This window comes from Singulisphaera rosea (assembly GCF_054877945.1).
Window position 1 is genome coordinate 53,882 of record NZ_JBTYIP020000039.1, and the last position, 14,673, is coordinate 68,554.

Annotated in this window: 9 protein-coding genes; 7 read left to right on the top strand and 2 right to left on the bottom strand. The window is 65.3% G+C overall.

Translation table 11 applies throughout. The features are described from left to right. Positions 1-179: 179 nt before the first annotated feature. Entirely contained in the window at positions 180-4,679 is a 4,500-nt protein-coding gene (locus ACYOEI_RS37210; protein ID WP_462855487.1) for a virginiamycin B lyase family protein, read from the bottom strand. Positions 4,680-4,706: 27 nt separating this feature from the next. Between ACYOEI_RS37210 and ACYOEI_RS37215 the strand changes: the two genes are divergently transcribed. The 3 genes from ACYOEI_RS37215 to ACYOEI_RS37225 all read left to right on the top strand — a co-directional run bounded on the left by ACYOEI_RS37215 (position 4,707) and on the right by ACYOEI_RS37225 (position 8,108). Continuing rightward, on the top strand, positions 4,707-4,907 hold the full coding sequence (locus tag ACYOEI_RS37215; protein WP_462855489.1) for a hypothetical protein: 201 nt from the start codon (positions 4,707-4,709) through the stop codon (positions 4,905-4,907). A gap of 869 nt (positions 4,908-5,776) precedes the next feature. Continuing rightward, positions 5,777-6,793: an SDR family NAD(P)-dependent oxidoreductase gene (locus tag ACYOEI_RS37220; RefSeq protein WP_462855490.1), complete on the top strand. Its 1,017-nt coding sequence runs from the start codon at positions 5,777-5,779 to the stop codon at positions 6,791-6,793. A gap of 196 nt (positions 6,794-6,989) precedes the next feature. Beyond that, positions 6,990-8,108, top strand: coding sequence for a Gfo/Idh/MocA family protein (locus ACYOEI_RS37225; RefSeq protein WP_462855491.1), 1,119 nt, complete (start codon positions 6,990-6,992; stop codon positions 8,106-8,108). Positions 8,109-8,250: 142 nt separating this feature from the next. Here ACYOEI_RS37225 and ACYOEI_RS37230 read toward each other — a convergent pair whose 3' ends face one another. Next, the gene (locus tag ACYOEI_RS37230; protein WP_462855492.1) at positions 8,251-9,369 is read right to left on the bottom strand and encodes a LacI family DNA-binding transcriptional regulator; all 1,119 of its coding nucleotides are present in this window, start codon (positions 9,367-9,369) and stop codon (positions 8,251-8,253) included. A 183-nt stretch (positions 9,370-9,552) separates the two neighbouring features. Here ACYOEI_RS37230 and ACYOEI_RS37235 point away from each other — a divergent pair, with 183 nt between their 5' ends. The 4 genes from ACYOEI_RS37235 (at position 9,553) to ACYOEI_RS37250 (ending at position 14,189) form a co-directional block, all read left to right on the top strand. Further along, positions 9,553-10,470, top strand: coding sequence for an HAD-IB family phosphatase (locus tag ACYOEI_RS37235; protein ID WP_462855493.1), 918 nt, complete (start codon positions 9,553-9,555; stop codon positions 10,468-10,470). A gap of 128 nt (positions 10,471-10,598) precedes the next feature. Next, positions 10,599-11,879: an MFS transporter gene (locus ACYOEI_RS37240; RefSeq protein WP_462855495.1), complete on the top strand. Its 1,281-nt coding sequence runs from the start codon at positions 10,599-10,601 to the stop codon at positions 11,877-11,879. A 155-nt stretch (positions 11,880-12,034) separates the two neighbouring features. After that, positions 12,035-12,643 carry an RBBP9/YdeN family alpha/beta hydrolase gene (locus ACYOEI_RS37245; protein ID WP_462855496.1) on the top strand — a complete coding sequence of 203 codons (609 nt, stop codon included), beginning with the start codon at positions 12,035-12,037 and terminating at the stop codon, positions 12,641-12,643. A gap of 433 nt (positions 12,644-13,076) precedes the next feature. Next, entirely contained in the window at positions 13,077-14,189 is a 1,113-nt protein-coding gene (locus ACYOEI_RS37250) for a serine hydrolase domain-containing protein (RefSeq protein WP_462855517.1), read from the top strand. The last annotated feature ends 484 nt before the right edge of the window (positions 14,190-14,673 follow it).

A 14,673-nucleotide genomic window follows, 5' to 3' on the forward strand; every position in this document is an offset into this window, starting at 1 on the left:
TTTACTTCGCGCCCACAGCGTTGTTCCCGACGACGCCTTCTCCGACGATTCCTCCACCCGATAGTCCGCTCATCTCGATGATCAGCGACTCTTCCTCGAGTTCGTAGGGTGGTCACAAGATAGCCCGCACGCCAATCCGATGGCGTGTCGGGCCCGACGGTTCCTCGAAACACCTCACCTCATGTGATGTTGAAGCTGGCGGACGTGGCGCCGGCGAGGGACCCGCTGGTGGCCTTGAGGGTGTAGCCGGTGCCCTTCTTGTTGATGGAGAGGCCGGAGAAGGAGGCGACACCATTCACGACCTGGACGATGAGGGTCCCCGAGAGGGTCGCCCCGGAGGGATTGCTGGCAAGTGTGAGGGTGACCTTTCCATTGAAGGTCGAGGCGAGGTTGCCGAAGCCGTCTTGCACGGAGATGGAGAGCCCGAAGGCCTTCCCCGCGGTGGTGGAGGCGGGCTGGGTGGAGACGACGAGTTGGGATGCGTCGGCGGCCAGGACGTTGAACTTGGCGGAGGTCGTGGAAAGCGATCCGCTGGTGGCCTTGAGGGTATAGCCGACGCCGGACTTCTTGATGGAGAGGCTGGAGAAGGCGGCGACGCCGTTGACGGCCTGGATGGTGAGGGTTCCTCCGAGCGAGGCTCCCGAGGTCCCCCCGGCGAGAACGATGGTGACCTTCCCGTTGAAGGTCGTGGCGCGGTTTCCGAAGCTGTCGAGGGCGACGAAGGTGATTCCGAAGGCCTTGCCGGCGACGGTGCTCGCGGGCTGGGAAGCGGCGACGATCTGAGCGGCGTCGGCGGGGACGACGTTGAACTTGGCGGAGGTGGCGGCGGTGAGGGACCCGCTGGTGGCCTTGAGCGAGTATCCGGTACCGACCTTGTTGATGGCGAGCCCGGAGAAGGTGGCGATGCCGTTGACGGCCTGTAGGGTGAGAGTGCCGCCGAGGGTGGTGCCCGTGGGGTTGCCGGCGAGTGCGATCGTCACCTTGCCGTTGTAGGACGTGGCAACGTTCCCGAGGCTGTCTTCAACCGCGATCGTGGTGCCGAAACCCTTGCCGGCGGTTGCGGACGCAGGAGGTTGGGTGGAGAAGGCGACCTGAGTGGCCGAGTTGGCGATGACGTTGAACGTCGCGGACGTGCCGGCGGCGAATGTTCCGCTGGTGGCCTTGAGGGTATAGCCGACGCCGGCCTTGGCGATGGAGAGCCCGGAGAAAGTGGCGACGCCGTTGACCGCCTGGACGATGAGGGTCCCCGCGAGGGTCGCCCCAGTGGGATTGGCAGCGAGTGCGACGGTGACCTTGCCGTTGAAGTTCGAGGTGAGGTTGCCGAAGCTGTCCTCGGCGGTGAAGGCTAGGCCGAAGGCCTTCCCCGCGGCGGTGGAACCAGGCGGCTGGGCGGAGACGACGAGCTGCGAGGCGTCGGCGGCGACCACGTCGAACTTGGAAGACGCAGCGGCGGCGAGGGATCCGCTGGCGGCCTTGAGGGTATAGCCGAGGCCGGCCTTCTTGATGGAGAGGCTGGAGAAGGCGGCGACGCCGTTGACGGCCTGGATGGTGAGGGTTCCTCCGAGTGCGGCTCCCGAGGCCCCCCCTGCGAGTGCGATGGAGACCTTTCCGTTGAAGTAGGTGGCGCGGTTCCCGAAGCTGTCGAGCGCGACGAAGGTGATGCCGAAGGCCTTGCCGGCGACGGTGCTCGCGGGCTGGGAAGCGGCGACGATCTGAGCGGCGTCGGCGGGGACGACGTTGAACTTGGCGGAGGTGGCGGCGGTGAGGGACCCGCTGGTGACTTTGATTGAGTATCCTGTGCCGACCTTGTTGATGGCGAGCCCGGAGAAGGTGGCGATGCCGTTGACGGCCTGTAGGGTGAGAGTGCCGCCGAGGGTGGTGCCCGTGGGGTTGTCGGCGAGTGCGATCGTCACCTTGCCGTTGTACAGAGTGTCGACCGCCCCATTAGGCCCCTCGGCCGCGACCTTGAGGCCGAAGCCGATCCCCGCAACATCGCTGCCGGGCGGGGGCGTGATGACGACCAGTTGCGAGGCCGGTGCGGGGATGACGTTGAAGCTGTGGGCCGTCGCCGAATCGAGGCCGTCCGCCGTGGCGAGCAATGTATATCCGTTGCCGAGCGCGTCGAGCGTCAGCCCCGAGAAGGTCGCGACGCCGTTGACGGCGCGGACCGTGGTGACGCCGCCGAGGACCCCGTGGCTCGGGTTGTTGCCCACGGCGATCGTCACCTTGCCATTGTACGAGGTGTCGACCCCGCCCCGGGTATTCTCGACGGAGACGACGAGGCCGAATGCGACCCCCGCCTTGACGCTCGCCGGTGCCTCGGTGGTGACCGCCAGGTGCGTGGCCACGTCGGTCACGTTGAACGCGTTGGTCGTCGCGGAAGTGAGCCCGCTCGCGGTCGCCTGGATGGTGTAACCCGTCCCGGGGGTGTCGATCGACAACCCGGCGAAGATCGCGATGCCGTTCTGCACCGTCGCCGTCAAGGTCGCGCCCTGGGTGTCGAGCGTCGCCCCCGTGGGGTTCTTGCCCAGCGCGATGGTCACCGTCCCATTAAAGTTCTTGACCAGGGCTCCCGAGGCGTCCTCGACGGACACGACGAGGCCGAAGCCGTGGCCCGCGTCGGTGCTGGTGAGCGGCTGCGTCGTCACGGCCAGCTTGGAGGCGGCCTTCGACTGGTTCAGGATCACACTGCCGATCACGTTGGCCCCGCTCGACCCGAAGCCTGATTGCCCGGTGAACCAGAGGTTCCCGTCCGAGCCGGAAGCGATGCCAGTGACGTTGGTGCCCAAGATCTTCTGCGACGTGATCTTCCCGTCCGTGGTGACCATCCCGATGTCGCTATTGGTGTCGATGAACCACAAATTCTTGTCGGGGCCGGTGATGATCTGTGAGGGCTGAACAATCGACGCGCCGACAGGATACAAGGTGACCTGATTGTTTGCCGAAATATTGATTTTTCCGATGCTCGGGGCGGAACCACCGAAGCCCCCCCTTTGGGTAAACCAGATGTTCCCATCAGGGCCGAGGGTGATCCCGTACGGGCGGGAGTCTGCTGCCAGGGTGATGGATTTGATTTGGTTCGGGTGTGACGGGCTGAATGTCCCGATGATTCCCGTATTGTACTCGGTGAACCAGATGTTGCCCTGACCGTCGACGGTGATGCTCGTCGGCTGCGAGTTGGCGGTCGGCACGGGGAATTCGGTCAACGCGCCGCTGGTTGGGATGATTCGACCGATCTGGTTCGCTCCCGTATCCGTGAACCAGAGGTTCCCGTCCGCGGGGTCTCCCACGATTGCCGTGGGCGAGGTGTTCTGGGCCTTCAGCAGAGTGCCGGTCACCTGGTAGTTCGAGAGGTTGACCTTCCCGATGCCTTGGCCCGTGGCGGAGAAGAAGCCAGCCCCGGCTTCGGTGAACCAGATATTCGAATCCGGCCCGACGGCGATTCCCAGAGGGCCCGAACCCGTCGTGGTGCCGAACTCCGTGCTGATGTTGGTCGTGGGGTCAAACTTCCCGACCTGGTTGGACGACGACTGGGTAAACCAAAGGTTCCCGTCCGGCCCTGCCACGATCTGGCTCGGTCCTCCCGTTATTGAATTGGTAGGTGTCGTATTCTTATAGGAGAAACCTTGGAAGACTTTGCTGCTTTCATTCATCCGAACCAGTTGGTTCCCCGCCTGGGTCGTGATCCAGAGATTTCCGTCGGGGGTGGCCGCGAGACCTTCTGGCCCAGCCGCGAAGGTGCCGGCGGTTGAGGCCACGACACTGACCTTGTCCTGGTGGGCGAGGTCGACCATACCGACCAATGAGGTGGAAAACAGAACCGCGGGACCCGACGCCGTGAACCAGATGTTGCCGCCCGCGGACGTGATGCTTTCCGGCTCGCCCTGGCTGTTGGAAGGGATATCAAACGACTGAGAGGATCCGCTCTTCGGGTCGAGGCGACCGATCTGATTCGTTCCGGTCTCCGTGAACCACAGGGCTCCATCCGGGCCGGCCGTAATATCCCCGGCAACAACATTGCCATCCAAGGGAGGAAATTCGGTGATATGATCGGTTATTGTGTTGATCATCCCGATTTGGTTCGTGCTCGACTCCGTGAACCAGACGCTTCCGTCGGCCGTGGCGGTGATCCCGAGCGGTTGCCCCCCGGCGGTGGGGACCGAGAGTTCGGTGATCAACCCCGACTTCGGGTCGATCCTCCCGATCTGGTTCGCGTTGTACTCGGTGAACCAGACGGTCCCGCTCGAGTCCGCGGTAATCCCCGAGATCTTGGCGTCGGCGGTCGCGAGGAGGGGGAATTCGCTGATGACCCCCGTCTTCGGGTCGATCCTCCCGATCTGATTGCCGGCCGTCTCGCCGAACCAGAACGCCCCGTCGCTCGGGTCGTAGGTGATCGGCCCCGGTGAGGAATCGGGGGTGGGGATCGCAAATTGCTTCGTCGACCCGTCCTTGGGGTTGATCGTCCCGATGTTGTTCGATGCCGGGAGTGTGAACCAGAGGCTCCCGTCGGCGGGTAAGACCGCGACCGCTCCGGAGGCACCACCCTCGTAGCGGATCGGGAACTCCGTCACGTTCAACGTGAGGAGTTCTCGCGATTCGAGGCGTTCTAGCCCTTCGCGACCTATCGAGGCGCGGCGGTTCTTCCTGGACGCTCGGCGGGAAAATGAGTTCTTGCTCATGGTGATTGCTCTGTAGGGAGTTGGTCGATGAAAGTTAATCAGGAGGGGCGTCGTGGAAATCCGACAGTTAAGATTTCCGTCGTCGGATTGCATCCACCCGATGGTTCCGGCGGAATGATCCTTCACGAGCCCGAAGCGCAAGCGAGTGAGTTGTTACGCGAAAAATCAAAGAAGATTCACTCGGTTGCGCTTCGGGCTCGTATGGAAGAGATGCCACTCAAACGTTAACCGTCGTAGTGGAGAATATGTGTCGCACTGCCGCCGAATCTAAACACAGGTTTCCACGAATCGTGAACATGGTGAACTTTGTTCTGAGAGCTGGCCTCTCGTCGGCCCTGGAAGCCTAGGGCCGTTGCAATCCGCTGGATCGTCCGCAGTTCTGCCAATCTCGGCGCGGCACCGGCGCAAGGGCACTCATGGCCGAACGTTCGTCGGCCCCGCATGACCCTTGTCTTGCCGCGATTTCGTAAGACATCCGGGGACTCAGGCGAGGCGACTGGCCTCTCTCGACCTTCGCCACGACTGTGTGCTCGTCGCTATTTGAATTCCAAGGCCAATCGTCTTCGATCGGCATCCAAAAGCATCATTGCTTTGGTCGGTTGTGATTCGTCACGGAACCGTCGTTACTCGTTGCTTTTGACTTGCCTCTGCCTTGCTCCGATCGCGGTTCGATGGGATTGATTCGCCGACGGAAAATACCCTCCCTGGGCATATTCAACGAATTGAGACCACATGCTATCCCAGAGCTGTCCGAAATAACAAGAGAGTGATTCAAAGAAACGCGCCCCTGGCGTAGACGCATGATATTCATCGCCTATAAATTTTAGGGAGGAATCTAATCGGTCGGCTGATTCGAGTCGAGAGTCTCCGGGTACCTATGCTCGTCGGATCCGACGTGTTGAACTGCGGTGATTGACGTCATCGGTTTCCGCTCGGCCGGCTCGACGATCGTGAGTTTGGGCAATCATTCGGTGGTTCCGATTGGCATGATTTGTGCAATCTAGGGCCCGTTCCGACGATACTTTCGATCTCTAAAGGAAACGCCCTTCGGTTGGACCTCGACGGATCGGGGGGCGACTTTGGCGTCCAGGAGCGAGATGATGAGCGGTCGTGACAAAGTCCTTCTCGGGGCCCTGGCGGGGGCGGGCCTGGTCTGGGGGGCGCGGGCCTGGAGGCGTTCCAGACGCCGGATCGACCTGGTCGATCGGGTGGTGATCGTCACCGGGGCGTCGAGCGGTCACGGGCTCCTGGTCGCCAAGCAGGCCGCGGAACGGGGGGCGCACCTCGTCTTGGCTGCACGCAGGGGCGACGAGCTCAAGGCGGCCGAGCCCGAGTTGACGCGGTTGGGGGCGGCCAGCGTCCTATCCGTCCCCACGGACGTGACCGATCCGGCCCAGGTGCAAAACCTCGTCGATCGGGCGATCGCCACGTACGGGCGGATCGACGTCTTGATCAATAACGCCGGGATCATCGCCGTCGGGCCGGTCGAGGCAATGACGCTCGAGGACTTCCAGTCGGCGATGGCGACCAACTTCTGGGGCGCCTACCACACGTCGATGGCCGTCATCCCGCACATGAAGGCCCGAGGGTTCGGCCGGATCGGCAACGTCGTCTCGGTGGGAGGCCTCCGCGCCGTGCCGCACATGCTCCCGTACACGACGAGCAAGTTCGCCCTCACCGGGCTGACCGAGGGGCTCCGCAGCGAGCTCGCCCAGGACAACATCCTGGTCACGGGGATCTATCCCAGCACCATGCGCACGGGGGGCCACACGCACGCCTGGTTCAAGGGCCAGCAGGAGTCGGAGTTCACCTGGTTCGCCCTGGGCGACTCGCTCCCGTTCCTCGCCGCGTCGGCCGACCGGGTCGCCCGCGAGCTCTGGCGGGCCGTCTGCGACGGCGATGCCTGCGTCCGCGTCGGCTTGCCCTCGAAGGTGCTCGTCGCCTTGCAAGGACTCCTCCCCAACGAACTCGCCGAGGTCATGGCCCTGCTCGCACGCACCCTCCCCTCCCCCGCCAACCTCGACGCCCCCTCCGTCCAGGGCGAAGACCTCCAAGGGACGATTCCTGATCTCTTGAACCGCGCGGTTCCTGCTGCGGCACGGCCGGCGGGGTGACGGGGACTTGATTCACCACAAAGGCACAAAATCACAAAGGAAATGGAATTCTTAAATCTTGAAATCTCGCCTTTCTAACTCTGTGTCTTTGTGCCTTTGTGGTGAATAGTCTCCCCCTCTCCACTCCCGCCCGCTCATAATGGACGCCGCGGTCGAACCACCCCCCCCCATTCCTACGAGAGGTGCGAGGTGTTCCATGCTCCAGGCCCCCTATCGTGCGGCGGTGATTGGCCGGACGGGTCGAGGTGATTACGGACATGGGATGGACGTCGCCTTGCGTGACCATCCCGAGGTGACCCTGGTCGCGGTCGCCGACGAGGATCCGAAGGGGCTCGCGGCGGCGGCCGGGCGGCTGGGGGTCGAGCGGACGTATGCGGATTACCGCGCGATGCTCGACCGCGAGAAGCCGCAGATCGTCTCGGTCGCCCCACGCTGGGTTGACGCCCGCCGACAGATGATCGTCGACTGCGCGGAGCGTGGGATCCACGTCTTCTCGGAGAAACCCTTCGCCCCGAGCCTGGCCGATTGTGACGCAATGGTCGCGGCGTGCGAGCGGTCGCACACCAAGCTCGCGATCGCGTTCCAGACCCGCTACAGCCCGCGCTTCGAGCGGGTCAAGGAAATGATCGCGGCGGGGGCGATCGGCGAGGTCCTCGAGGTGCGCGGCCGGGGCAAGGAAGATCGCCGAGGTGGCGGCGAGGACCTGGCGGTTTTGGGCATCCACATCCTGGACTTGATCCGGGGCCTCCTGGGGGATGCGGCCTGGTGTTTTTCCAAAGTCAGCGAAGGGGGCAAGCCGGTCGGGCCCAAGGAGGTCCGCGAAGGTGCCGAGGGGCTTGGCCCGTTGGCCGGCGACCGGATCGACGCGATGTACGGGTTCGCCGGGCGGGCGACCGTCGGCTACTTCGCCAGCGCGCGTCCCAAGGAGCCTGGCCAACGCTTCGGGATCCAGATCCTGGGCTCTCGCGGGCGGATCGACATGGGGACCGGCTGGGTGCCGCCCGCGTATCTCCTCGACGACCCGACCTGGAGGGGAGCCTCGGGCCAGGCGAAGTGGGTCGAGATCGCCAGCGACGGCGTGGGCAAACCCGAGACCCGAGGGGCGAACGACCTGATCCAGGCAAACCGGCGGATCGTCTCCGACCTGATCCGCGCCGTCGAGTCCGACACCCAACCCCGAGCCAGCGTCTACGACGCCCGGGCCGCCATGGAGATGATCTTCGCCTGCTACGCCTCGCACGCCCGGGGGTGCCCGGTCCCCCTCCCGCTGGAAGGCCGGTCCCGGCACCCGCTCGAGGAGCTAGGGCCGAGGTAGTTGGAGAGGGGAAGGATTCACCACAAAGGCACAAAGGACACAAAGTCGAAAATTAAGAATTAAAATTTCATGAAAAATTGAATTTATGTAATTACTTTGTGTCCTTTGTGCCTTTGCGGTGCATGTCTTCTCCTCTCCCCGCTCAACCCTTCGCCTGCCCCAAATACGCCCCACACGACTCTCGCACCACGAGGCCGGCCGAGAGGGTGATGCTTCGGGGTGGGAGGGCCGGGTCGGCGATGCGCTCGAGCATGGTACGGAGGGCGACGACGGCGATTTCTCGGCAAGGTTGGTGCATCGTCGTCAAGGGGACCGACAGCATCCTGGCGTAGCGGACGTCGTCGAAGCCGACGAGCCTGACGTCGGCCGGGACGCGGATGCCGGCCTTGTCGAGGGCACGCAGCAAGAGGGCGGCGACGTCGTCGTTGGCGCAGAGGATGGCGTCGACGCGCCCTCGGCCCGCGAATCCCTGGGAGAACGCGGGGTCGTCGGGCTCGCCCATGTGGACGAAGCCGGGCGGGACGGGGAGCCCCCTGTCGAGAATCGCTTCGCGCGCCCCGGCGACTCGCGCGGAGACCGTCGGCGCCGAGTGCGGGCGGATGGCGAAGGCCAGGGTCCGGCAGCCGAGTTTGAGCAGGTGATGGGCCAGGGCGTAGCCGCCGGCGAAGTTGTCGACCCCGACGAGGTCGAAGCCGCTCCGCGCGGGGAAGGCCCCGAGGTCGCGGTCGAGGAGGACGACCGAGATGCCCGCCTTGCGGAGCCGCTCGGCGAGGCGGACATTGACATCCTCTCGCCTGGCGGTGTGTTCGAACGGGGCGAAAAAGACGCCCGCCACCTGGCTGCTGATGAACTGGTCGCAGAGCCCCTCGGCATCCTCGACGCTGATGTCCTCCTGCGGTCGAGGCCCGGCGCCTCCCCAGAGGAGCCCATAACCGCTCACCCTCGCCAAACCTGCTAACTCTCCGCAGATCGCCTCGAAGACCTCCGTCGTCCCAAGTCCCGGGATCAAAAGCCCGAGCTGGCGCGTGGTGACCTCCGGGGCCGAGGAGTTCCGGACGAAGCTCCCCGAGCCGACCCGGCGATCGATGAGCCCTTGATCTTGCAGGTCTCGCAACGCCCGTCCGACCGTCGGGCGCGTGACGCCGAAGCGTGCCACGAGCTGCGCCTCGCTCGGGAGGCGGCCCGACGGCCCGAATTTCCCCGCGGCGATCTCCGCCAGGAGCTCTCGAGAAATCCGGCGGTGTTTTGGTTCGGCGGGCATGACAATTTGGCTATGACAATTGGTCGAAATTCCTTAGCAGGATTTTTTGCAAATTTCATCGTTCTGTCAATATGCCCGAGGGGGACCTGCCTATAATGCGGGAGGACAGGGATAGCCCCCTATCGGGCAGAGAACCTCTTGGCTCGTGTCGGTCTCTCCCCGCCACGTCGAAGGATGCAACGTATGAGAATCCTGTCGCCGAATCCGGCGGACCCCCACGGTGCGGATGCGATCACCCGAGATGCCAACATCTCGGGGCCTCATCGCTCGAAGCACTACCTGATCGCCAGCGACTTCGACCAGACGCTCAGCTTCAACGACTCCGGAGAGATGCTGAGCGAGATGCTCGGCCTGCACGGCTTCAAGGACAAGGTCGACGGGCTCGCGGAAGCCCACCTCGTCCAGCAAGGGGGCGAGCTGGCCTACCTGCTCCTGCACGACCCGGAGTATCGGTGCGTCCGCAAGGAGCACCTCGCCGAGGTCGGCCGGCGGATCCGGCTGAAGCAGAATATCGATGAGTTCATGGAAGTACTGGCCGCGGGGATCGACGGCCATCGCTTCTCGTTCTTCGTGGTCTCGGCCGCTCCCGAGGAGGTCGTCCGCTCGGCGCTCGAGGGGATCGTCTCGCCGGAGAACATCCACGGCACACGCTTCAACTACGACCCCCATTCGGGCGAGATCCGGTCCGTCGCCCGGCTCACGGCCGGATACGGCAAGGTCGCGGTCCTGGATGAGATCCAGGCCGAGTTGCAGGTCTGCTCCGACCACGTGGTGTATGTGGGCGACGGCAGCTCGGACATCCACGTCATGCTTCACGTCAACCGGCGGAACGGGTTCACCATCGCCGTCTCGGAGAACAAGCACATCGCGCCGATCGCGCGGCGGACGGTGCTGAGCGACAACGCGATGAGCGTCCTCGTGCCGATCCTCGAGGACGTCATCGGCTGGACCAGTCCGGGGCTCGTCCGGGGCTTCTTCGAGGCCCAGGGGCTCGCCGTCCAGGAGTGGGACAAGATGCAGGTGGACGTGGTGACCTTTCGCGAATACCTCGGTGAACCGGCGGTCGAACTCGCCCCTCCCGCCGACGTGAAGATCGGCTGACCCGGGCCCGAACCGGGGAAGCCAGGCCTTAGAGAAGTCTTTGCCGGCCGCCCGAAAAGGGGCCCGCCCTCGACGACGAGAACGACGCAAAAGACGACGCAGAATCTTTTCTTGTCTTTGGAGTGATCATGGCTTTGGATGGTAAGTTGGAATTGGGAAGCATCGTCAAAGGATTCAGCCGCGCCGAGCTGGCGATGGCCCTCGGTGGGTTCGGGATCGGCACGGGCGAATTCGTGATCATGGGCCTCTTGCCGGAGATCGCCGAGCACACGCACGCCTCCGTGACCGAGGCGGCCTCCGCGATCAGCGCCTACGCCCTGGGCGTCGTCATCGGGGCACCGATCCTCGCCGTCCTCGCGGCCCGGAGCCCGAGGCACGTCGTCCTGACAATCCTGATGGCCTGGTTCGCGATCGGAAATTTGGCCAGCTCCCTGGCCTGGGACCTGCCGTCGCTGGTCATCTCACGTTTCGTGGCCGGACTGCCGCACGGCGCCTACTTCGGCGTCGCCTCGCTGGTCGCGGCGTCCCTCGTCCCGCCCGATCGCCGGGCCCAGGCCGTCGGCCGGATGATGCTCGGGCTGACCGGAGCGACCCTCGCCGGTGTCCCGCTCGCCACCTGGCTCGGCCAGGGGCTGGGGTGGCGTGCCGCGTTCTCCTTCGTCGGGCTGATCGGGACCGCCGCCTCGGTGTCGATCTGGTTCTCCGCACCCCGACGCCCCGCCGACCGCGACGCCAGCCCGCTCCGAGAGCTGAGTGCGTTGGGCCGCAAGCAGGTGCTCTTGACCCTCGGCATCGGCTCGGTCGGGCTCGGCGGCCTCTTCTGCGTCTTCAGCTACATCACGCCGACGATGACCCAGGTCACCGGCCTGTCGCAGTCGATGATGCCCGCCGTCCTGGCGATCTTCGGTGTCGGCATGATCTCGGGCAACCTCATCGGCGCGAAGCTCGCCGACCGCGCCCTGATGCCGACCATCGGCGGCGCACTCCTCTGGAACGTCGCGATCATGGGCCTGTTCTCCCTCACCGCGCCCCACGCCTGGCTGGCCTTGCCGAACGTCCTGCTCATCGCCAACGGCGTGGCCCTGGTCCCCGCCTTGCAGGTCCGCCTGATGGACGTCGCCGAGGACGCCCAGACGCTCGCCGCCTCGCTGAACCACTCCGCGTTCAACGTCGCCAACGCGCTCGGGGCCTGGCTCGGCGGCATTGCCATCGACTCCGGCCTCGGCTGGACCTCCACCGGCTGGGTCGGTTCCATCCTCGCCCTCGTCGGCCTTTCCATCTTCGCCGTCTCCGTCGCCGACACCCTCACCACCCGCCGCCGCGCCCGAGTTCGACGTAGCCACAGCGAGCTCACCCCCTATCGTCCCAAAGACGTCCTTCCCACCCCGGCTGCCGCCCACGCCGGCTGAGCACGATCGAGGCGGGAGCCATGGTCCCCGCCTCTTTCCCACTCCCTTCTCCCGAGCCGCGGAGGAGCGGTAGAGTGTAGTCAGTGGCGTCTGCACGCCTTCCCGCTCGTGCGGGCCGGGTGTAGAACCCCTCGTAACACGAGGCAGGGTTGCACGTGGCAGGCAGTCAGACAGGGTTCCGGGTCGTGGTGTTGCATGGCGCCCACGGCCGTCCCGACACCAATTGGTTCCCCTGGCTGCACGCTGAGCTCGAGGCGCGGGGGTTCGAGGTCATCCGACCCCGCCTCCCCACGCCACAAGGCCAGTCCCTCACCACTTGGCTGGACGCCTACGACTGCGCGGCCGGTCCCCTGTCGACGTCGACTGTAATCGTCGGTCATAGCCTCGGAGTCGCCTTCGCCTTGCGCCTGGTCGAGCGTGCCACGGAACGAGTCGCAGGCTTGTTCCTGGCGGCTGGCTTCGTCGGCGCCCTTGGGTTGCCCGACTATGACCCGATCAATGCGTCCTTCTTCGCCAGACCCTTCGACTGGGCCGGCATCCGGGATCGCCGGGGGCGAATCTGCCGCTGCTGGGCGGGGGACGATGATCCCTATGTGCCGCTGGCGCGCTCGCGGGATGTGGCGGATCACCTCGGGGTCGAGTTGGAGATCGTGCGGGGCGGCGGGCATCTGAACGCGGAAACGGGCTTTATCACCTTTCCGCAACTGCGTGATGCCCTCCTGAGCCTCCAGGAGAGCCACAGAGACCTCTCTGGACCGCTGTGAGAGGTTGCCTCGCTCGACTCGGCTCCAGGAGGCCCCAGGCGGCCTGATGGTGTACCGGCACGTCGAGCACCGCAGCACCTGCGTCGACTCCCAAATCAAGACCTGCTCGTGCTCTCGAGAGCGCGGCGATGAGCGGTGAGACGCGGAGCCTCTTGCCCGACGGTACGAGTTCTTCCCGTTGGGATGCTCGGGGGCTGTAATCTCCGTCGAGGTCGGGGCACCGCTCTCGGATGGGGCGGAGGACGTGCTGCAGTTCGTCCTCCGCCTGATCGCTCGATCGGCGTGCCGATGGCGAACTCCAGGGGGCATGACCGGCAGTCGACGTCCGAACCTCGGCCGTCCCGGCCGTGTCTCTGTACGGCAACACCGTCCTCGCATGCAGAACGCGCGGGGCTTGCATGGATTCGACCACGGAGGTCTCATGAGCGATCACTTGACTCCGCTAGGCGGTACATGCAGCGCCCGCTTCGACCCGCTGCGCGAGCTGTTCACCGCCAAGCTGGAGTCGGGCGAATCTCTTGGCGCCTCGGTGGCCGTCAACATCGACGGCGAGATGGTGGTCGACTTGTGGGGCGGCTGGGCGGATGAGGGCCGCACCTTGCCTTGGAGCGAAGACATGATCACCAATGTCTTCTCCACCACCAAAACGATGACGACGCTGGCCGCGCTCGTGCTGGTCGACCGCGGCGAGCTCGACCTCGACGCGACCGTCGCCCGGTACTGGCCCGAGTTCGCGGCCCGGGGCAAGGTGGAGATCAAGGTCCGCCAACTCCTGTCGCACACCTCGGGCGTCTCGGGCTGGGAGCAGCCGATCACCCTCGAGGACCTTTACGACTGGGAGAAGTCGACCGCCCTCCTGGCCTCCCAGGCGCCCTGGTGGGAGCCAGGGACGGCCTCGGGCTACCACATGGTGAACTTCGGTCATCTGATCGGTGAAGTGATCCGGCGCATCACCGGCCGGCGCCCGGGCGAGTTCTTCGCCGAGCACATCGCGAGGCCGCTGGGCGCCGACTTCCACATCGGCCTGCCGACTTCGGAGTTCCATCGTGTGGCCAACGTGGTGCCGCTCCCCTACCCCGTCGACCCGCCGCAGCTCGACCCCGACAGTGTGGCGTTCAAGACCTGGACCAACCCGACCGTGCGGTCGGAAGACAGTTGGACCGATGACTGGCGGAGCGCCGACATCGGCTCGGCCAACGGCCACGGCAATGCCCGCTCGGTGGCGCGTCTCCAGTCGGCGCTGGCCTGCGGCGGCGAGGTCGATGGTGTCCGGCTCCTCTCACCGCGGACGATCGACCGCGTCTTCGAAGTGCAGAGCAATGGGGCCGACCTCGTGATCGGCATCCCACTCAGGTTAGGCGTTGGATATAGCCTGCTCCCGCAAGGCCGGGTGTGTTGCTGGGGAGGCGCGGGCGGCTCGCTGGTGATGATCGACGCGGATCGCCGCATGACCTTTGCCTACGTGATGAACAAGATGGCGCCGGGAGTGGTCGGGCCCATCGCATGGTCACTGTTCGAGCGGGCGTCCGCGATCGTGAATCGTTAGCAATCCGAGGTGAATCGAAAGGAGCTTCGTCGGCGTCCCAATGCCGGCGAAGCTCCTGCTGGTTGATGCAGTCTTTTCGAGGCTCGGGCGAGGCGTCAAGGCCAGGTGGCGATCGACCTCGGGCAGGAGTCGCGCGAAGTCGAGGCGGCCTGGGGAGGCGGCCTGGGCGGCGGCGAGGTCGGCGTCGGACCAGTTGCGCTCGCCGTCGGTGAGCTCGTTATAGTGGCGGCGGGCGTCGGTGCCGGCAGCCTGGGCGCATCGGCCGTCGCAGTCGGCGCAGAAGGTCGGGGCGGAGGCGAGGGCCGCGGTCCGGAGTTGGTTGAGCTCGGCGACCTTGAGGGGTTCGTACCGGCGGGCGGCGTCGAGGTTGTTCCCTGCCAGGCGGGCTTCCGAGGCTTATGGGCCTCCTCCCGCCCACTTGGCGGTCGGTTGCGGCTCGGCTAATCTGGCGCGAGCGTCGAACATCGTCTCGGGCTCATGGAGC

Coding starts and splice junctions, on each gene's coding strand:
- ACYOEI_RS37210 (WP_462855487.1), bottom strand. CDS start 4,679: ATGAGCAAGAACTCATTTTCCCGCCGAGCGTCCAGGAAGAACCGCCGC.
- ACYOEI_RS37215 (WP_462855489.1), top strand. CDS start 4,707: ATGAAAGTTAATCAGGAGGGGCGTCGTGGAAATCCGACAGTTAAGATT.
- ACYOEI_RS37220 (WP_462855490.1), top strand. CDS start 5,777: ATGATGAGCGGTCGTGACAAAGTCCTTCTCGGGGCCCTGGCGGGGGCG.
- ACYOEI_RS37225 (WP_462855491.1), top strand. CDS start 6,990: ATGCTCCAGGCCCCCTATCGTGCGGCGGTGATTGGCCGGACGGGTCGA.
- ACYOEI_RS37230 (WP_462855492.1), bottom strand. CDS start 9,369: ATGCCCGCCGAACCAAAACACCGCCGGATTTCTCGAGAGCTCCTGGCG.
- ACYOEI_RS37235 (WP_462855493.1), top strand. CDS start 9,553: ATGAGAATCCTGTCGCCGAATCCGGCGGACCCCCACGGTGCGGATGCG.
- ACYOEI_RS37240 (WP_462855495.1), top strand. CDS start 10,599: ATGGCTTTGGATGGTAAGTTGGAATTGGGAAGCATCGTCAAAGGATTC.